At 55.9% G+C, this 19,154-nt stretch carries 20 protein-coding genes; 11 read left to right on the top strand and 9 right to left on the bottom strand.

The window, feature by feature from the left end; translation table 11 throughout:
- Positions 1 to 12: 12 nt before the first annotated feature.
- Positions 13 to 894, top strand: coding sequence for an adenosylcobinamide-phosphate synthase CbiB (cbiB, locus tag ACJ5NV_RS01595; RefSeq protein ID WP_411641944.1), 882 nt, complete (start codon positions 13 to 15; stop codon positions 892 to 894).
- A gap of 129 nt (positions 895 to 1,023) precedes the next feature.
- Positions 1,024 to 2,187 (top strand): lytic murein transglycosylase, encoded by a 1,164-nt coding sequence (locus tag ACJ5NV_RS01590; RefSeq protein WP_411641802.1) that lies wholly within the window; start codon positions 1,024 to 1,026, stop codon positions 2,185 to 2,187.
- Between the two features lie 99 nt (positions 2,188 to 2,286).
- On the opposite strand, the gene ACJ5NV_RS01585 is transcribed toward ACJ5NV_RS01590, so the two are convergent.
- From ACJ5NV_RS01585 to smc, 4 genes are all read right to left on the bottom strand, one after another.
- A complete protein-coding gene (locus ACJ5NV_RS01585; protein WP_411641943.1) occupies positions 2,287 to 3,039 on the bottom strand; it encodes an SDR family oxidoreductase in 753 nt (250 codons plus the stop codon).
- Between the two features lie 542 nt (positions 3,040 to 3,581).
- Positions 3,582 to 4,241, bottom strand: a complete 660-nt coding sequence (locus ACJ5NV_RS01580) for a hypothetical protein (protein ID WP_411641800.1) — start codon at positions 4,239 to 4,241, stop codon at positions 3,582 to 3,584.
- A gap of 361 nt (positions 4,242 to 4,602) precedes the next feature.
- Positions 4,603 to 5,217, bottom strand: a complete 615-nt coding sequence (locus tag ACJ5NV_RS01575; protein WP_411641798.1) for an HD domain-containing protein — start codon at positions 5,215 to 5,217, stop codon at positions 4,603 to 4,605.
- A gap of 186 nt (positions 5,218 to 5,403) precedes the next feature.
- Positions 5,404 to 8,862: a chromosome segregation protein SMC gene (gene smc, locus ACJ5NV_RS01570; protein ID WP_411641796.1), complete on the bottom strand. Its 3,459-nt coding sequence runs from the start codon at positions 8,860 to 8,862 to the stop codon at positions 5,404 to 5,406.
- Between the two features lie 425 nt (positions 8,863 to 9,287).
- Between smc and ACJ5NV_RS01565 the strand changes: the two genes are divergently transcribed.
- The 6 genes from ACJ5NV_RS01565 (at position 9,288) to rplP (ending at position 13,052) form a co-directional block, all read left to right on the top strand.
- Positions 9,288 to 10,073 (top strand): hypothetical protein, encoded by a 786-nt coding sequence (locus ACJ5NV_RS01565; protein WP_411641794.1) that lies wholly within the window; start codon positions 9,288 to 9,290, stop codon positions 10,071 to 10,073.
- Positions 10,074 to 10,417: 344 nt separating this feature from the next.
- Positions 10,418 to 11,260: a 50S ribosomal protein L2 gene (rplB, locus tag ACJ5NV_RS01560; RefSeq protein WP_411641792.1), complete on the top strand. Its 843-nt coding sequence runs from the start codon at positions 10,418 to 10,420 to the stop codon at positions 11,258 to 11,260.
- Between the two features lie 2 nt (positions 11,261 to 11,262).
- Positions 11,263 to 11,541 carry a 30S ribosomal protein S19 gene (gene rpsS / locus ACJ5NV_RS01555; protein WP_008236480.1) on the top strand — a complete coding sequence of 93 codons (279 nt, stop codon included), beginning with the start codon at positions 11,263 to 11,265 and terminating at the stop codon, positions 11,539 to 11,541.
- 3 nt (positions 11,542 to 11,544) lie between these two features.
- Positions 11,545 to 11,925 carry a 50S ribosomal protein L22 gene (rplV, locus tag ACJ5NV_RS01550; RefSeq protein WP_411641790.1) on the top strand — a complete coding sequence of 127 codons (381 nt, stop codon included), beginning with the start codon at positions 11,545 to 11,547 and terminating at the stop codon, positions 11,923 to 11,925.
- Positions 11,925 to 12,626: a 30S ribosomal protein S3 gene (gene rpsC, locus ACJ5NV_RS01545; RefSeq protein ID WP_411641788.1), complete on the top strand. Its 702-nt coding sequence runs from the start codon at positions 11,925 to 11,927 to the stop codon at positions 12,624 to 12,626. Before rplV ends, rpsC begins: the two co-directional genes overlap by 1 nt.
- Positions 12,627 to 12,638: 12 nt before the next feature.
- The gene (gene rplP, locus ACJ5NV_RS01540) at positions 12,639 to 13,052 is read left to right on the top strand and encodes a 50S ribosomal protein L16 (protein ID WP_411641786.1); all 414 of its coding nucleotides are present in this window, start codon (positions 12,639 to 12,641) and stop codon (positions 13,050 to 13,052) included.
- Between the two features lie 361 nt (positions 13,053 to 13,413).
- Here the strand turns inward: rplP and ACJ5NV_RS01535 are convergent, their stop codons facing one another.
- A complete protein-coding gene (locus ACJ5NV_RS01535) occupies positions 13,414 to 14,343 on the bottom strand; it encodes a hypothetical protein (protein ID WP_411641784.1) in 930 nt (309 codons plus the stop codon).
- 133 nt (positions 14,344 to 14,476) lie between these two features.
- The gene (locus tag ACJ5NV_RS01530) at positions 14,477 to 14,848 is read right to left on the bottom strand and encodes a hypothetical protein (RefSeq protein WP_411641783.1); all 372 of its coding nucleotides are present in this window, start codon (positions 14,846 to 14,848) and stop codon (positions 14,477 to 14,479) included.
- Between the two features lie 27 nt (positions 14,849 to 14,875).
- Between ACJ5NV_RS01530 and ACJ5NV_RS01525 the strand changes: the two genes are divergently transcribed.
- Positions 14,876 to 15,400 (top strand): hypothetical protein, encoded by a 525-nt coding sequence (locus tag ACJ5NV_RS01525; protein WP_411641781.1) that lies wholly within the window; start codon positions 14,876 to 14,878, stop codon positions 15,398 to 15,400.
- A gap of 473 nt (positions 15,401 to 15,873) precedes the next feature.
- Here the strand turns inward: ACJ5NV_RS01525 and ACJ5NV_RS01520 are convergent, their stop codons facing one another.
- The 3 genes from ACJ5NV_RS01520 to ACJ5NV_RS01510 all read right to left on the bottom strand — a co-directional run bounded on the left by ACJ5NV_RS01520 (position 15,874) and on the right by ACJ5NV_RS01510 (position 18,370).
- Positions 15,874 to 16,833, bottom strand: coding sequence for a hypothetical protein (locus tag ACJ5NV_RS01520; protein ID WP_411641780.1), 960 nt, complete (start codon positions 16,831 to 16,833; stop codon positions 15,874 to 15,876).
- Between the two features lie 278 nt (positions 16,834 to 17,111).
- On the bottom strand, positions 17,112 to 17,723 hold the full coding sequence (locus ACJ5NV_RS01515; protein ID WP_411641778.1) for a TIGR02466 family protein: 612 nt from the start codon (positions 17,721 to 17,723) through the stop codon (positions 17,112 to 17,114).
- Positions 17,724 to 17,899: 176 nt separating this feature from the next.
- Entirely contained in the window at positions 17,900 to 18,370 is a 471-nt protein-coding gene (locus ACJ5NV_RS01510) for a hypothetical protein (protein WP_411641776.1), read from the bottom strand.
- Between the two features lie 319 nt (positions 18,371 to 18,689).
- Here ACJ5NV_RS01510 and rpmC point away from each other — a divergent pair, with 319 nt between their 5' ends.
- Together rpmC and rpsQ are read left to right on the top strand one after the other, a co-directional pair.
- On the top strand, positions 18,690 to 18,896 hold the full coding sequence (gene rpmC, locus ACJ5NV_RS01505; RefSeq protein WP_411641775.1) for a 50S ribosomal protein L29: 207 nt from the start codon (positions 18,690 to 18,692) through the stop codon (positions 18,894 to 18,896).
- Between the two features lie 3 nt (positions 18,897 to 18,899).
- Positions 18,900 to 19,130 (top strand): 30S ribosomal protein S17, encoded by a 231-nt coding sequence (gene rpsQ / locus ACJ5NV_RS01500; protein WP_411641773.1) that lies wholly within the window; start codon positions 18,900 to 18,902, stop codon positions 19,128 to 19,130.
- Positions 19,131 to 19,154 lie beyond the last annotated feature (24 nt).

The raw sequence follows: 19,154 nt of genomic DNA, 5'->3' as shown, positions 1-19,154 counted from the left end.
CTTTTATGCGCGATGCTGCTTGATGCCGCCTTTGGGGAGCCGCGTTGGCTGTGGGGCCGTTTCCCGCATCCGGCGATCCTGATGGGGCAGCTGATCGGCTGGTGCGACCAGCGTTTCAACACTGAGCCCAACCCGCGCATGAAGGGTATCGCCTGTATGGCAGCGCTCTGCGTGGGTGCGGGGACGCTCGGCGCGTTAGTGCAGGCGCTGCCCACAGGTTTGGTGGATATGATCATTCTGGCGGTCCTGCTCGCCCAGAAATCACTGGTGCAGCATGTCGCCGCCGTTGCCGATGCGCTGCGTCTTTCGGTCGGTGACGGGCGGCGCGCGGTTGCGATGATCGTAGGCCGGGATACGGTGGAGATGGACCAAACTGCGATTGCCCGCTCTGCCATTGAAAGTGCTGCGGAAAACCTGTCTGACGGTGTCATCGCGCCGATTTTCTGGTTCGCTGTCGCCGGGTTGCCGGGGTTGCTGATCTATAAGATCACCAATACCGCCGACAGTATGATCGGCTATCGCACCCCCCGGCACGAAGCCTTCGGCTGGGCGGCTGCCCGGTTAGATGATCTGCTGAACCTGATCCCGGCCCGGCTGGCGGCGCTACTGATCTGGGCGGTGACCACAAGACCTGATCCGCGCGGGATCATCGCCGACGCCCCGCTGCATCGGTCGCCAAATGCGGGCTGGCCAGAGGCCGCGATGGCCCATGGGCTGGACATCGCATTAAGCGGGCCGCGCAGCTATTTCGGGGCACTGCGGGACTATCCGTTTGTGAATGCCGACGGGGCGCGTGAATTGGGTCCGGCGGATATCGACCGGGCGATTGTGGTGCTCTGGCGGGTATGGGGGGTGATGGCGGTCTGTGCCTTGGTCATGGCGGTAATCGGCTAAGGCATTGCGCCATAATCTTATTTTCTGTCACGCTTTGGTACCTGCAGCGCGTTTTCGAACGGGCATTTGCCCGCCTTGCACGTCCCGCCCGCACTGATAGGATCGCGCCAAACAAAACAGGAGCATTCCATGCGCTTAGCGCTCGCCTTTTCCCTGCTTGCAGGCACCGCCACAGCCCAGACCTGCGGCGGCCCGATTGGCCCTTTTATCGCAGGCGTCAAGGCCGAAGCGGTCGCGAGCGGTATTCCCGCCGCCACGGCGGATCAGTTCTTTGCGGGCGCACAGATTGATCAGGCGGTGCTGCGGGCGGATCGGTCGCAGGGTGTGTTCCAGAAGGATTTCATCAGCTTCTCACGGGCGCTGATTTCGCAGAACCGGATTGATAACGGTATCCGCAACGCGCAGCGCTATGACAGCACGTTCAACGAAATCGAACGCCGTTTCGGGATTTCGCGGGGGGTGCTGCTGGCCTTCTGGGCGTTTGAAACGGATTACGGGCAGGTGCAGGGATCCTTTAACACCCGCAACGCGCTGCTGACACTGGCCCATGATTGCCGCAGGCCCGATCTGTTCCGCCCGCAACTGATTGCGGCGATTGAACTTTACCGTCGTGGCGGGATGGACCCGGCCACGACGACGGGTGCTTGGGCGGGCGAGATTGGTCAGCTGCAAAAGCTCCCACGTGAGATCGTCATGCAGGGTATGGATGGGGATGGCGACGGGGTTGTGAACCTCAAGACATCGTCCCCCGATGCGCTGATGACCGGGGCAAATGTGCTGTCGTCGCTTGGCTGGCGGCCGAACGAGCCGTGGTTGCAGGAAATCAACGTGCCCGCCAATCTGGACTGGTCTATGACCGGGCTAAACCACAAGGCCAGCGTGCGGGACTGGGCTGCGCGCGGGATCACTGCGCGGCAAGGGGCGCTGGGACCGGCGAATTTGCAAGCCTCTGTCCTGCTGCCGATGGGGCGCAATGGGCCGGCGTTCCTCGCCTATCCGAATTTCGACGTTTATTTTGACTGGAACAAAAGCTTTGTCTATGTGACCACCGCTGCCTATTTTGGCACAAGGCTTCAAGGCGCACCGGTCTATAACGCAGGCAATCCCAGTGCACCGCTGAGCGGGCCGCAGATGCAGCAATTGCAGCAAAAACTGGTCGCACGCGGATATGACGTGGGCGGGATCGACGGGATCTTGGGCGCAATGACGCGCGCGGCGGTACAGGCAGAGCAGGTCAGGCTGGGATTGCCAGCCGACGCGTGGCCGACAGTCCAGTTACTGAATGCACTTTGATTTCAGGATCGCTCCGTAGCCTCTCCAGATCTCGATTGTCTGCTTTGCAGGACGAAGCGGACATCGACACTTAGAAGGTCAACGTCCGCTCTGCTATGCCTAAAATTTGTTAATCGAGTTTCCACCGTCCGCGACTATGGCGCTGCCGGTCGCAAAGGATGCGTTCTCGGAAAGCAAAAATAAAGCGACCTGCGCAATTTCTGACGGCTCAGCCATCCGTTTTAACGCATGAAGGCCGCACACGACCTCATGAAAGCCGGGATCATCTCCTGCCATGGCGGTCATTGTGCCTCCTGGCAGGAGCGCATTGACCCGAATGTTCTCTGCGCCGTGTTCTGCAGCGAGCACTTGAGTCATGCCAATCAGCCCCGCCTTGGCGGCTGCATAGGCCGCCATGCCAGGCAATCCGACAGTGTGTCCCACAAAGGAAGACGTGAAAACGATGGAACCACCACCGTTTTCACACAACAAAGGGATTTGGTATTTTGCGGCGTAGAAGCCGCTGCTCAGATTTACATCGATAACGTTGTGCCAATTGTCGGATTGCATATCAGGGACCGGACCCATTTCTCCCGTCGTCCCCGCATTGTTGAACGCTCCGTCAAGCCCACCGAACTCGTCCTTTGCACAGTTCACAAGAGCCAGAGCATACATCTCGTCGCGGACGTCGCCGGAAAGACAAACAGCCTTTCCGTTGCTTTGCGAGATCTGCCCAGCAAGCTGATCAAGTTCAGCTTGTCTTCGAGCCCCAAGAACGATGTTGGCGCCTTTGGCAGCGAGTAAAAGAGCGGCTGCCGCCCCAATTCCGCTGCTGGCTCCGGTGACGATGAAGGTTTTGTCATTGAGTTCCATGGTTTGCCTTTCAATCATTGGAATATGATCGACTAAGGCTTTCTTGTTTCTTCGAGCGACCCGTTTCATGCGCTCTTCGGAGCTTGAATGATCAATGCGCAGGATTCGGGTCAGCTCAGCGTGCCGACTTGAAAGCTGACGTCCATGCGTCGCGCAGCATTTGGAAAAATGGGCTCATTTCTGCCGTTCTCCCTGTTGCAGCGTCATTTCAGGCCACCGATTGCCGCTCAGCGGGGCTTTGAGACATTCGCTGCGTTTGAGCCAACGGTCACTTTAAGCGTATCGCGATGGGTATCCTCAAAGAGCGTGGTTGGTATAGTCGCTCAAATAGGTTTCCGGGATTGTTCTAAACCACCGCGACACTATCACCGTCATTTCAGACTTTTCCCGATCTCGCTGTGCGCCGATCTGCGTGCAGTCAACGTGCGTTCTTTTCCCAGCTTTGCGGGGTCGGCGAATGGGTAACAGAGATACACCCAAGCCTACGTTAACCATGCCCAAATATCCGATGTCCTGTACGGTCGTTCATGAAACGTGGTTGACTATGGCCTTTCAATTTCTATCAGGGACTCGACTGTGACCCGCCTTGGAAAGCGGGGCATTGCGCTGACGCTTCGGCTGCCGACATACCATCCCAAATCTGGATCGAAAAACTGCGTTACCTCAGTGTCATTGGCCGCGTCTGAGGGTCTTTTGAGAGAAAACGCCCAAATACGGCTGTCACCGCTCTCATTTGCTTCACAACAGGTCATGCGCAGATTGATCTCAAACCCATATTCCGGGTCGTTCCATGCGATCGTTTTCCCATCTTCCAAAGGATAGAAGGCAGGTTGGTCGTCAGCGATGACATCGGCGAGATATGCAACGTCTTGCGATGAAATGGTGTATTGGGAGGCGGAACCATTTTCTTGAGATCCGACATATTTCACAGCGGAACCATCGCTTATGAAATTATTGCATGATGGCCTGCCTTCACGGCATCTTTGATGCAGGATAACACCGTTTTCCACCATAAGAATTTCAGTACTCTCCCGCCAAGAGGTGACCATTTGATCGCCGTCTTCGCTGCCCATTGTTTCGGTCATATCGTAGGTGAACACCGTTCCCGGCGCAGGGTAGATCGCGTCTTGCGCGACGGCTGCTGTTGCAATCATCCAAGGCGCGATGGTGGAGACCAAAACAAGCTTCGTTTTAGACATCATGATATACTCTCTTAACCTCAACCGCGAAATAAACACTGTCACCCCGGGCGTTTTTCCCAATCACGCCCTGCGCTGATCTAAGTGCAAGCGACGTCAGTTCTTTTTCCAACTTCACATCATCGCAAAGTGGTGACAACCGTCGATGAAGATTTTCCCCTACGTGAGCTGCCAATGCAGTCCACGCGCCCGGCTAAGCGGCGCACCGGTCGACAACGCAAGCAGAGCAGGCCGGGACTGCCAGCGGATGCCTAGCCCACGGTACAACTGCTGAATACGGTTGTGATATCTTGATTGCTCCGTAGCGTCTGCTGACCTCGTTTGTCTGCTTTGCGGACCTTAGTTGCCGTTCGAAATTTGGCCATCAATGTCCGTTTCCTGAAGACACTTCCGCTAGAAAGCCGCTTAGGAATTCTTCGACAATATTATGACGCATCTTTGCTAACGCCTGTCCGGACTCAGTTTGAAATGAGCCGGATAGCTTTAACAGTTTGGTCTTGAAATGGTCGATTGCGAAATCGAGATCGTTTAGTTTTCGGTTGGCAGCATCTGGATCTTCGGAATCATAAAGCGCCCTTCCCAGACGCCCTGAAACGTAAAAACACCGGGCAATACCTGTGTAGCCGATTGCGTCCAGGCGATCCGCATCTTGCAGGATCATTGCTTCGACCGACACCGGTTCAATTTGAGCCGAAAAGCTATGCGCTTCAATGGCATGGCCAACTGAAGCGGTTCTCTCTTTTGTCCATCCGTAGCTGTCCAAGAGAGCCGTTGCTTTTTCGGCCGCCAAACGTGAAGCGCGCGAACGCATAGGTGAATCCTTCGGCACATCAACGCAGTCGTGGAGAAGAGTTGCTGCGACCAGAACTTCTTGGTTTCCACCTTCCACTTCGGATATTAACTGCACGTTTCGCCACACACGAAGCAAATGAGATAAATCATGTGAGGCATCGCTCGCCTGACCGATCACATGTGGCATCAGGACGCTAGCCAACTCTTCGTAAGGCGCAAATTTCCTCTTAGTATCCATGCACCATGTGTACCGAAGCAGTCGTTCAGCAGCAACGCAGCATTCTGCAGTTTGGGCTCGTACCAGACATTTGCACTAGGACCTTATTGGCGCGGAAACAAGATGAATTTGCCGCGACAGCGTCTGTTGCCCCGGCTACGCCACCATCGCCGCAGCCTTTTTCAGGTCCACCGACACCAGTTGCGACACACCCTGTTCGCCCATGGTCACGCCAAACAAGCGGTCCATCCGGCTCATCGTGACGGCATGGTGGGTGATGATCAGGAAGCGGGTATCTGTCCGGCGGCACATCTCGTCCAGAAGATCACAGAACCGGGTGACATTGGCATCATCCAGCGGCGCGTCGACCTCGTCCAGCACACAGATCGGGGCCGGGTTGGCCAGGAACACCGCAAAGATCAGCGCCAGCGCTGTCAGCGTCTGTTCCCCCCCTGACAGCAGCGACAGTGTGCTAAGCTTTTTGCCCGGTGGCTGGCACATGATTTCCAGCCCTGCTTCCAGCGGATCGTCGGATTCGACCAGGACCAGCTTGGCCTCTCCGCCGCCGAACAGATGGGTAAACAGCAGCCCGAAATTGTCGTTCACCTGCTCAAACGCGGTCAGCAGCCGTTCGCGCCCTTCGCGGTTCAGGCTGGCAATGCCAGAGCGCAGGGCAGCAATCGCCGCCTCAAGATCCGCCTTTTCAGAGACCAGCCCATCATGTTCGACCTGCACCTCTTTGGCGTCTTCTTCTGCCCGCAGGTTTACCGCCCCCAGACTATCGCGCTGACGTTTCAGGGCGTTGACTTGCCCCTCGATCACTTCTGAGGCGGGCATTTTGTCCAGATCAGTCTCAAGCGTTTCCAGCAGCTTTTCGGGGGTGACCTCTTGCGCCTCCATGATCCGTTCCGCCGCATAGGCGACGGTTTCACGGGCCGCATCAGCCCGGGCTTCTGACCGCGCGCGCGCCTCACGTGCTTCGGAGGCAAGGCGTTCAGCCTCGCGTTCGTGATGTCCGGCCTCACGCAGCAGGTTTTCAGCCTCGGCCAGCTTGTCTGCGGCAGCCTTGCGCCGGGTTTCCGCCTCGTCGATCGCATCGGCCAGTTCGGCACGTTTCGCGGCGATCTCTTCGGGGGCGGCGGTTGCATCGGCAAGCGCGACCTCGGACGCATCCTTGCGCTCTGCCAGTTCTGCCGTCCGTTTATTGGCGGTCTCAAGCCGGTGCTTCCAGCCGGAGATTTCCTTGGTGATCTCTTGACTGCGCTTAAGCCGCTGCTCACCCTCGCGGCGGACCTCATCATGGACAGAACGGCGGGACATCATCGTGATGCGCGCGGCTTCCATCGCCATTTTCACGTCTTCGACGGCGGCGCGGGCGGTTTCGAGATCGCCCAGATCGGCGGCGGCCTTTTCGGCCTCGGTCAGCGCCTTGCGGGCGACCATCGCTTCTTCTTCGTGCCGCTTCACGGCAAGCCCAAGGCTTTCCAGCTTGCCCTCTGACAGGTTGCGATCCGCCTCGGCCCGGCTGGCCGCGCGGTTGGCATCAGCCACGGCACGATCCGCATCGCGGCGGGCGGTGCGGGCGGCCTGATCGGCCTCTGTCTGTTCTTTCAGCTGTGCCGTCAGCGCCTCATGCGCTTGCGCAGCTTTTGTGGCGGATTCTGTCGCGGCCTCCAGATCACGGCGCAGGCCTGCCAGCCGGTTCAATTGCTGCAAGCGCAGGGCGGCGGCCGATGGCGCATCTTCAGCGGCGGCGCGGAACCCGTCCCAGCGCCAAAGATCACCTTCGGCCGAGACCAGCCGTTGACCGGGCTTTAGATCGGCCTGCAAGCGCGGTCCGTCTGCGGCCCCGACCAGCCCAACCTGTGACATGCGCCGGGTCAGCACATCGGGCACGGACACGTAATCGGTCAGCGCAACCACACCACCCGGCAGCGGCTGCGGTGCGGGATAGGCGGGCAGGGGCGCCCAACCGGATTTCCCGTCGCCTGATGACACCTCTGGCGCGCGCAGATCATCGGCCAGCGCCGCGCCCAATGCTTTTTCATAGCCACTTTCGACCTGAAGCAGGTCAAGCACCTGTCCGCCCTCTGCCGTATCGCGGTCGACCATTTTGGCCAGTGCGGCGACTTCGGCGCGCAGGGCGTTGGCTTCACCTTCCGCCTCTGAGCGGCGACCGCGGGCTTCGCTTTCGCGGGTCTGTGTGTCGGCGCGGGCGGCCTCTGCGGCCACCAATGCGATGTCTGCCGCCTCTGCCGCAGCAACGGCGGTTTTCTCGGCCTCTTGGGCTGTGGCAAAATCTGCCTGCGCCTTGGTCAGCGCGGTTTCCGCCTCACTCATCGCCGCCTTGGCGCGGGCGGCCTCCGCTTCGCTTTTGTTCAACGTCGTCTTATTGTCGTCCAGCAACCGCTGGGCGGATTGGTGGCGGGCCGCCAAGCGGGCCACGTCTTCGGTCAGTTGTGACAGATCCGCCTCACGCTCTTGCAGAACAGCGGCGGCCTCGCGCGCGGCAGATTGCGCCTCTTCCAGCCTTGTCTCATGGCCTTCGCCAGCCTTGGCAATCTCGCGGGCTTCCCATTCGAGCCGTTCAATCGTCTCGCCCGCGTCCTTGTTCAGGCCGCTTTCGCGCTCCATGTCGCGGCCCAGCTGGTCAATCCGGGCGCGCAGAGTCTCGATCATTTCCAGCGCGCGGGCTTCCTGATCCTTTAGCGTGTCGCGCTGGACCTGCAGGCGTTGCAAGACGGCGGCGGCAATCGCCTCTTCCTCGCGCAGGGCGGGCAGGGCCTCTTCCGCTTTTTGGCGATCTTTGGACCCTTGGCGGGCGGTCTTTTCGGCCTGCGCCGCAGCGGTGGTGCGTTCGCGCAGCTGTTCGGTGGCGGCCAGCAGCGCCTCATCCGCTTCTTTCCAACGGCGGAACAGCAGCATTCCTTCGGCCTTGCGCAGCTTATCCCCGATTTCGCGGTAGCGCGCGGCCTGCTTGGCCTGCCGGGCCAGTTGCGACAGTTGGGTGGCCAGCTGTTCGATCACATCGTCGACGCGGGTCAGGTTGGTTTCGGCTCCTTTGAGTTTCAGCTCGGCCTCATGTCGACGCTGATAAAGGCCGGAAATCCCGGCGGCTTCTTCCAGAATGCGGCGGCGCGATTTTGGCTTGGCGTTGATCAGTTCCGAAATCTGACCCTGCCGGACCAGCGCCGGGGAATGCGCCCCGGTGGATGCATCGGCAAACAGCATCTGCACATCACGGGCGCGCACGTCCTTGACGCCAACCTTATAGGCGGAGCCGGCATCACGGGTGATCCGGCGGATGATCTCGAGCTGGTCATTGTCGTTGAAGGCCGCAGGGGCCAGACGTTCACCATTGTCGATGATCAGCGACACCTCGGCAAAGTTCCGAGCGGGCCGGGTAGAGGCACCGGCAAAGATCACATCCTCCATCCCGCCGCCACGCATCGCCTTGGGACGGTTTTCCCCCATGACCCAACGCAGGGCTTCCAGCAGGTTGGACTTGCCACAGCCATTGGGGCCCACAACGCCGGTCAGCCCATCCGCGATGATCAGATCGGTCGGGTCGACGAAGCTTTTGAAGCCATTCAGTCTGAGTTTACTAAAACGCACCGGAGTCCTGCTCTTGATTCTCTCAAGTTGACAAAGCCTGTCCTTTGAAGGCCCACAGAGTCAACGAGAGCCATCTAGATAAGGCTGAATCACGCCAGTTATCCACAAGATATTGACGGTTCTGGCGTTATCGGGGTCAATTTGGCCAGCCTGTGTATCAAAGCTGAGATGCGGAAGCTGGGCGGGGAGCCCCGGGCGCTGCTGATCTTGATGTCCGTCACTTTATGGTGGCCGCCCATGCGCCAAGGACGCGGCGCGCGTGACGCTGCCAAGGCGACAGCTCGTCGGGCGGGCATGCGCTTGCCCGGCGCCTTTGGCTTATTCCGGGCGGTGGAGCAGAGAACAATTTTTAATCTTTTTGAAAGCGGTGTAACTTTGAGCAGGGCGCTATTGCCTTCTGACTTGCCGTAGATGGGAAAATACTGATGGTTCAAACGGAATTTGCCGATGGCTTGTTCGTTGATTCAAGCGGATCTGCCGCGCTGGAGTTCAAGTATTCAATGCTACCATCGGACTACTTGAAATTTGCAACTTTCGATATTCATGAAAATCAGGATGAACGTGCTTGTGTCAATGGTGTCACAAACGCTAAGAGAGCTCTTCACTTAAGGATTGAAAGCCTCGCCGAGATATTCGGAAGCGCACATATTGGGATTAACGGTCATTCGCATTTCCCGAAGCTGATTGATTTTGTAGGGAAGTGTGGAGTAGTGGCACCGGGCATTCTGAGGCGATTGAATAAGATCAGAAACGAAGTTGAGCATCGCTATTTTGTCCCTAGCTTTGATCAGGTCGAGGACTTTGTCGACATCGTCCAGCTATTCCTTTCTGCGACAGAAGGACTGATTTCTCAATTCCCAACTGATGTCGATCTTTCTTCAGATGACGAAGATTTGCCAGGAATAGACAGAAGGCGCCTCACCATTTCGACAAATCCAAGAAGCGGTTTGATTGATGTGCGCGCCCTTGAGGTCAAATGCGAAGTGGAGAAATTGAAACTGGAAGCACGTAGGGAGCTTGAGAAGCTGCAGGTCGAGTTAAAACAGAAGACAGAAGCCGATACAGAAAATGCGTACTGGGGCACGATGGAAGAGGTAGCTTTCAGAAACGCCGCTCTGAGCTATACTGAAGAAAGTACATGCTCGTTTCATGTGGCAGAAGATGATCAATATTTCGATTGGCTTGCAATTTTGTTGGAAAAGACACGCTAGGTTTATCTTTTGTATACATGTTTTTACCGTCATTGACCGACCAACTCCTTAGATCACTATTTGACCGGTTCCAAGATTTGCAGATTCGCCATGTTTACTATTCACAATCCGAGTATTCTAGATCGCTCAAAGTCGATAGCAGCTCAAGGATCAAAGCTACACCAGCGCAGTGCAATAAGTGAAGGGCAGAATGCTATAGACACCCCACCCATCCCCTCCTATAAGCCGCCCATTCACCTCACCCCGGATTCGTTCGGGGTGTTTTGATTTGACCATCGGGCACCTACGGGGGCCTCTCACATCAGGGTTCTTCGGAACCCGCCAAGCAAACGGAAGAAGCTAACATGGCACTCAAGTCGTACAAACCGACGACGCCGGGCCAGCGTGGGCTGGTGCTGATCGACCGTTCGGAGCTTTGGAAAGGACGTCCCGTCAAGTCCCTCACGCAGGGTCTGACGAAATCGGGCGGCCGGAACAACACCGGACGGATCACCATGCGTCGCATTGGTGGGGGCGCAAAACGTCTCTACCGGATCGTCGATTTCAAGCGCAACAAACTGGACATGTCCGCCGTTGTCGCCCGCATCGAATATGACCCGAACCGGACCGCTTTCATCGCACTGATCCAGTACGAAGACGGCACACAGAATTACATCCTCGCCCCGCAGCGTCTGGCCGTTGGTGACAAGATCGTCGCCTCTGCCAAAGCCGACATCAAGCCCGGCAACGCGATGCCCTTCAGCGGCATGCCCATCGGGACGATTGTTCACAACATCGAACTCAAGCCAGGCAAAGGCGGCCAGATCGCCCGTGCAGCCGGCACCTATGCCCAGTTCGTGGGCCGGGATGGTGGCTACGCGCAGGTGCGTCTGTCTTCGGGCGAACTGCGGCTGGTCCGTCAGGAATGCATGGCCACCGTCGGTGCCGTGTCCAACCCTGACAACTCCAACCAGAACTACGGTAAAGCGGGCCGCATGCGTCACAAGGGCATCCGCCCCTCTGTGCGTGGTGTTGCGATGAACCCGATCGACCACCCGCACGGTGGTGGTGAAGGCCGGACATCTGGTGGTCGGACGCCTGTGACACCTTGGGGTAAAGACACCAAGGGCAAGCGCACCCGTAACAAAAACAAAGCATCCCAGCGTCTTATCGTACGCTCGCGGCATGCCAAGAAGAAGGGTCGGTAATTATGGCTCGTTCCGTTTGGAAAGGCCCCTTTGTGGATGCCTACGTCTTGAAAAAGGCAGAAGCATCACGCGAAAGCGGCCGCAACGAAGTGATCAAGATCTGGTCACGCCGTTCGACAATCCTGCCTCAGTTCGTTGGCCTGACCTTTGGGGTCTACAACGGCAAGAAGCACATCCCCGTCAACGTCAGCGAAGACATGATCGGTCAGAAGTTCGGTGAATATTCCCCGACCCGTACCTATTATGGGCACGCCGCTGACAAAAAAGCGAAGCGGAAATAAGCCATGAGCAAGGATAAAAATCCCCGCCGCGTGGCCGATAACGAAGCAATGGCCAAAGCCCGCATGCTTCGCACATCGCCGCAGAAACTGAACCTCGTTGCAGCGCTGATCCGCGGCAAAAAGGTTGAGACTGCATTGAACGATCTGACCTTCAGCAAGAAGCGGATCGCAGGCGACGTGAAGAAATGCCTTCAGTCGGCAATCGCAAACGCCGAAAACAACCATAACCTCGACGTCGACGAACTTGTCGTGGCAGAGGCTTATGTAGGCAAGAACCTGATCATGAAACGCGGACGACCCCGGGCCCGTGGCCGTTTTGGCAAGATCATCAAGCCGTTTTCGGAACTGACCATCAAGGTGCGTCAAGTTGAGGAGCAATCATAATGGGTAACAAAGTAAACCCCATCGGCATGCGCCTCCAGGTCAACCGCACCTGGGACAGCCGCTGGTATGCAGATACCAAGGACTATGGCGATCTTCTGTTGGAAGACTTGAAAATCAAGGATTTCATCAAAGAAGAATGCAAGCAGGCTGGCATCAGCCGCGTGATCATCGAGCGTCCGCACAAAAAGTGCCGGGTCACGATCCACGCTGCCCGTCCCGGTGTGATCATCGGCAAAAAAGGTGCCGATATCGAAGGTCTGCGCCGCAAGCTGGCCAATCTGACCGCGTCAGAATTGCACCTCAACATTGTTGAAGTCCGCAAGCCTGAACTGGACGCAGCCCTGGTTGCTGAATCCATCGGTCAGCAGCTGGAACGCCGTGTGTCCTTCCGCCGCGCGATGAAGCGGTCTGTGCAGAACGCAATGCGCATGGGTGCCCTTGGTATTCGTGTGAACCTGGCCGGCCGTCTTGGCGGGGCAGAAATTGCGCGGACAGAATGGTACCGTGAAGGCCGGGTGCCGCTGCATACGCTGCGTGCCGATATCGACTATGCGCATTACGAGGCGATGACACCCTATGGGATCATCGGCATCAAGGTGTTCATCTACAAAGGTGACATCATGGAGCACGACCCGTCCGCGCATGACCGCAAACATGCTGAGCTGCAAGAGGGCGCTGTCCCTCGCGGCCCACGTCGCTAGGAGACCTGAACAATGCTTCAGCCAAAGCGTACAAAATTCCGCAAGATGCACAAAGGGCGGATCAAGGGCCTTGCCAAAGGCGGCTCTGATCTGAACTTCGGCACTTACGGTCTGAAAGCTGTCGAGCCAGAGCGGGTCACCGCCCGGCAAATCGAAGCCGCCCGCCGGGCCATGACGCGTCACATGAAACGTCAAGGCCGGGTCTGGATCCGGATCTTCCCTGACCTGCCAGTGACTTCGAAACCAATCGAAGTGCGGATGGGTAAAGGTAAAGGTTCGGTCGATTTCTGGGCCTGCAAGGTAAAACCTGGCCGGGTCATGTTTGAAATCGACGGCGTTGCCGAAGATGTTGCCCGCGAAGCCCTGCGCCTCGCCGCGATGAAACTGCCTGTAAAAACCCGGACCGTGGTGCGGGAAGATTGGTGATTTTCGCATAGCGAAAATCACCAGGTGCGATGGAGCGAATTTGCATAGCAAATTGGCGGGTCGCACGTGGTAAAGATAAAGAACCCCCACCGAGAAATCGGAGGGGGTTTTAGTTTATTGCGTTTGGCGAAATGCCTAAGACATGATGTATCTGCTAACGCGTTGAAATCTATGATTTCAGGCAGCGTTAGCTGAGCCAGGTTTTTGCATGACTCTTTAGATGGCTCTTCGCGATAGATCATCTGATCTGGTTGAGAAATTTGCTACAGCCTTCTGGGGACAGGTACTTACGCACCGATGGCCTTACCCCGATGGTATAGTGCAAAGATAACGGCTCCAGAACAGCGCGCTATGAACCAGATTAAGAAGGCAGGTGATTGAATAGCGGGTGTGGTCGACCGATCAAAGGATGAGTCGCGGCATTCACACCGATATTGGTTTCAAGGTGCGGCTTAAAGAAAGTTTCGATACCAAAGGCATCTTTTTCCATAGCGTCAGAGCGATAGATTAAATATCTATTTGTATCACCGCCGGCGGTTCGTACAATATCGTCACCGTTGTCATCGCGATTTGAGGCCATGTAGGGTTGTTGGTTGGACTTCTTATATGTAAAATTCATCCAGTCCTTGACCGCATCTAATATCGTTGCTTGCCTGCACCAGCCTGGGCGTGCTGCGGTGATGAAGTTCTGAAAATCATTTGCGGCATTTTGAGTTGCGCGCGTTGCTATTCTTCTTGGCATGTACATCAGCCTTGCGATTTGCTGCGCGCTTAAAACATGCGGCGTCGGAGCTGCACCAAAGATTTGTTGGCCTCTTTGTACAGCGCTAAGCGCGTTGTTATTTTGTGTTGCATCAAATGTTCTTTCAAGCCGATTGTCTTCGCTAAGGTCTGGAAACTCTAACTGGTTGCACGACAGGCCTTGGGCAATGCGGTAAAATTGCTCGGCGTGACGCAGCTCGTGGTAAATGGTGGTCGCCAATTCTATGAACTCGCCATATCCAGTGTTATTCATGCTGTATGAATTGATTTTTACCACCCATCGGTAACAACTAAATTCACCATGCAGGGTTCGGGCCATTTGATTGTCCAAGGTTACCGTCGGCGGTGGCATGAAGTTAATGACGCGCGTCAAGGCCTCCCTGATAAATCTCTCCCGCAAGCGCGCGTTTGAAAAAAGTGCGCCCATAGGACCTAAGTTAAAGAAATTGTGCATTGTATCCCAATATGACCACAAGGTTCTCATTTCATTGGAAAAGTTAGTCCGAACGACTGCATTGCTTAATGACATATGCTATCCTTTTGTTGTGCCAATTATGAGCCCCGAAACGGAGATGAGACGGTTTCTGCGTATGGTCAATAGGATTTAGGGATGGTTGTCGCGATACCGCCGGTTCATAGAGTCTACGCTTGAGGTATGGATTTTATTCTTCGTCAAATTTCACGCGAATACGATCAGCATGTAATAAATTTGGCAACGCTTTAGCGGCAGGCCCCATTAATTTCCGGGTAGCGGCATGTTTCACGGCCCGAAAACTTAGTGGTGAACATGTCTGATCTTTTCTAGCTGACGGATAGCAAATGGCGCCCCCAGAACGTTTGACGAAATATCTGAGCCATGGCGTATCAGCTAACGCGTTGAGTTCTATGATTTCAGGCAGCGTTAGCTGATTCAGGTTTTTCGCATAACGCTTTAGAGCCTGTCTTGCGGACGTCCCACGGTAAGCCTTGCGCCAAACGTAAAATCCGCCTCCATTGACATAAATTTGACTCTTTAGCGCTTTAACGGCGATCACGTAAGAGTTGTATCAGGGAACCAGATTATGAATTTAACATCACTATTCGCAGCGGCATTTTTGGTTGCTCTTCAGGCGGGTGGGGCAAGCGCACAGCAAAGCTCAACGGCATTTTACATCGGCGGTGGGGTCAATAACGAAAGCAAAGTTCAGGAAATTGACGATACACCATTTGTTATCGGTATGCTGGCCCAACTTCCAAACAGCGGGGTCCTGTTCGGGTTTGATATCGCCGGCGAAGGAGAGATGCTGGATTCGACCTACGGCAGCAATGGCATACGTCAGGCCTTTTCATTCAATGTTCTCTTTGGCGGGAATCTGATGGATGATGGCAACACACGCATCGGCGCGTCGCTCCTGCTGGGTATGAGAGAGACATTTGCAGACTGTCCGGATTCTTACCTCGGATATCAGTGCTACGCCGACCGAGAGCCTGACACAGATTACGATCTCAACTACGGCGGCCTGCTAAGCGTCAGCTTTGACAACCTCACGATTGGGGTGCGCGCAACAGAAGTCAGCACACAAGCCGTCGTCGGTCTTTCTTTCTAAAGGCTGTTCTTTCGGGAATTGGGGGGCGTTTGTCACAATGCCCTCTTACACCCAAGTGTTGTGAGCTCTTGCAAGCGTTTTAGACCGCACGCAACCTTCACCAAATCCTCATCACCTTCGCTGCAAACTCCATTCGTTAACGCAGCAACCACCGACCGTCCCGGTAAGTCCGATAGAAGTCCGACGCTTGTCCGACAGGTATCCGACAGACGCGTGCGCTGCGAATCCTAGTCTATTCAATGGGATATGCGGCAGCCTCCGCGAAACCGGAAAAAATGTCCGCAGTAGTTAACGCACCATTAACCGCCGCATGCGCGCTCAGCTCCAACTGTCGTTGAAGCTGACGCTGATCCGTCCTTCTTCCTCGGATATATTCACGGGGACCGCGTGCGGCAGTTAGCTGTCCATGAACGGGACGCGGCCCGTGATGAAAGCCGCAGCGCACCCCAAAGCCATACGAACATCAAAAACCCTCAGGATGGCAAATGGTCAAACGCAGGATGCATCCGTCCGAACCGTGGCAGCAATGCGGGATCCACGCCGATACGCATCTGCACCTGCGGTTCGATATAGGTCGCGACGCCGAACGCATCCTTCTCCATCGCATGGGACCGGTCGATCATGCAGGCGTTCGCGTGGCAGGTGGAAACGCGCGCGACATCATCGCCATTCGGATTCTTTTTTAGGGCGGCCTGTGTGTCAGAGTCATCGAAGGTGGTATTCATCCAGTCCTTCACTTCATCCAGAACAGTCGCAGCTTTGAACCATTCTGGGCGGGCTGTGTCTATGAATCCCTGAAAAAGCGCCTCTGCATTACGCGTCGCTGCCTTCGCTACGCTATTAGGAATACAGATCAAAGTGGCAATCTGCTGCGCAGTTAATGCAGGCTGGAGCATAACGCTGTCGGACATCTGCTGCGCACTTTGCTGCGTGTCAAAACCACACTGATCGGATTGATCCTGAGACAGCCTGGGAAACGACAATTGGTTGCAAGCCAAGCCCTGCGCGATGCGAAAGAATTGCTCTGCATGGCGCAACGCGCGATAAATGGTCGATACTAATGCCATGAATGTTCCGTACCCGACGTAGTTCAGACTGTTCTCGTTGATCAATATCTCCCATTGGGGGTGTCTGAACTGGCCGTGAACATGTGCGGGCAGCTTGTTTGTAAAGGTCACTGTCGGCACCGGCATGAATGTAACGACGCGGGCGATGGCCTGCAGTATAAGTGTCTGGCGTTTTAACACATTTGACATCAGGGTGCCGGGGAAACCCAAGTTCAGAATATTGTCTGTCGTGTCCCAATATGACCAGAGTGTCCGCATTTCGTTGGCAAAATTATTGCGGACTAATGGTGTATGAAGTGACATCCTATTTTCCCTGATGAGCATCATTTTCCGGGTCTGGCTGACCCGCTCATCATGGTTACGCATCACACTGGCGTTTTATTCGGGGGCTATGGCAAAAGCGGTTGCGATCATCGTACGGTGGCATCGCCGTTTGCTAAGGCGTCTCGCGCAATACTGCATGTGATAACGCAACCCCCCCACCGTGCGGCAGGGTACGACATGTGTCTGACAGTTGTCCGACCGGTGTCAGATAGGCGTATATGCGGAGAAATGTAATCTATTCAAAGTGTTGGTTGCCTTGGCAATACGCATGGCGGTGTCGTCGCCCGACGTTTACCCATCTGTGAACCAACGGGCGGTGGTCAGCCCCAGTTATAATTGAAGCTGACGGAAATCCGCTCGTCTTCCTCGGCCATATTCATCGGCACCTCGTGTCGCAGCCAGCTTTCCCACAGCAGCACATCGCCGACTTCGGGTTTCACGTAGATGAACTGCCGCAACTCCTCGCGCGCTTGTTTCTTGCGGGGTGGGGCGGCCATCATCATCGGCAGGCGCGGGTCTTCAAGCTTTAGCGCGCTGGCCCCATCCGGCATGGCGACATAGGTGGTGCCGCTGATCACTGAATGCGGATGGATATGGCTGGTATGAATGCCGCCGGGGGGCAGGATATTGATCCAGATATCTTCCAGCTTCAGCGCCTTGTCACCCAGATCAAATTCGAGTTCTTTCGCAAACTCAGCCACATGCGCATCCAGTGCCTTGACCAGATCCGCAAAGATTGGAAACCGCCAGGGCAGGTCGGTCAGCGAAGCATAAGAGGTATAACCGGGATACCCCTGCGCCTCGCACCATTCCTGCCCGGCTTCGTCATCGTCAGCAATGACAAGGCAGGAATTTTCCAATTCGGCCGCGTCGATGGCGTTGAGTTTTGCGTGATAGAGGCGGGTCGCGAAGAGGGATTTGATCTGGGTCATGGCGCCCCTATAGCGCGATTTGCAGCGAGGGGCGAGGTCATTCAAGAGGTCCCGGATCAAGTCCGGGACTACGTTGGGGTAGGTTGTTGAGGGCAGCGACTGACACTGGGTGGGTGCGAAGCGCCCTCCCGTGGGGAGGGTCGGGCGCTGCCCGGCGTTGCCGCCGGGCGGGGGTCTTATGTCAAACCATTGCGCACCGCTTCGAGTAGTTTGTCTACCGCATCAGACAAAACCAGCACGCCACCAATCTTCTCTCGGATGGCTTTCACTTGTGCTATTATAGAAGGGAGGCGGCGACGTCCCACCAATTCTTCAGCGGCCGCATCGGCCAGGTCAATGATTTCGTTCTTTTCCGCATTTTCGATATTTTCTGACGCAATCACAGCCGCCACAACTGACTTGATGTGATCCATGATTGGTTCAACATCGGAGCCCTTGCTCAGCGTGATAGCGGCATCAATGCGATCAATTGAACCGGTGTTCAGCACTCCGACCTGTGAGTTGTTAATAACGAAGTTATTCAATGTTGGGCTCCTCATTATCGCGCGCGCGATCTGTTCTACTGGTATGCGTGATTTAGGCCCGACAATGCCCAATACTGCATCCATCTGATCATCGGCATTGTTCAGCAATGCAGCAGTCTTCAAGAAGTCTACCGTTTGAATATGATGCCACGTAGCATAACAGTTCAGGCAAAGCGGTATGTTCTGCTCCGATACAGAATAGAATGCCGGTCGATCACATTGCGAACACTTCAACTGCCTTACCTCTGCGGACTATTATGGGGGCCAGAGCCATCCTTCATCAACATTATATTGGAAAGCATCCGATAGATGAATGTTGGTGGCCTATATCCCCTTGCCAACCCTGCCCAACCCTCCTATACGGCCCACTTCTACCCACTCCACCGGAGAATCGGGTCACGCCTGCGTGCGGCCTGCCGGTGATGTTGAAAAGGAAAGCGGCATGAACGCCAATGAACTGCGGGACAAGACACCCGATCAGCTTCGTGAAGAGCTGGTGAACCTGAAAAAAGAAGCTTTCAACCTGCGTTTCCAGCAGGCCACTGGCCAGCTTGAAAACACATCCGGAATGCGCGCTGCCCGCCGCAACGCCGCGAAGGTCAAAACTATCCTGAACGAAAAGGCCGCTGCTGCGGCATCGGAGGCTTAATCCATGCCCAAGCGTATCCTAGCCGGGGTTGTCACAAGCAACCAGAACGCCCAGACCGTCACCGTTTCGGTTGAGCGTCGTTTCAAGCACCCGCTGCTGCACAAGACTGTCCGGAAGTCCAAAAAATACCGGGCCCATGACGAAAACAACACTTTCAACGTTGGTGACTCTGTCCGTATTCAGGAATGTGCACCAAAGTCGAAAACCAAACGCTGGGAAGTGATCGCCTCTTAAGGCGCTCATTTCCAGTACAAGGGC

This window comes from Loktanella agnita (assembly GCF_046640325.1).
In the GTDB taxonomy this organism is placed as follows: Bacteria; Pseudomonadota; Alphaproteobacteria; order Rhodobacterales; family Rhodobacteraceae; genus Yoonia; species Yoonia agnita.
This window is presented reverse-complemented; position numbering and strand designations above follow the sequence as displayed.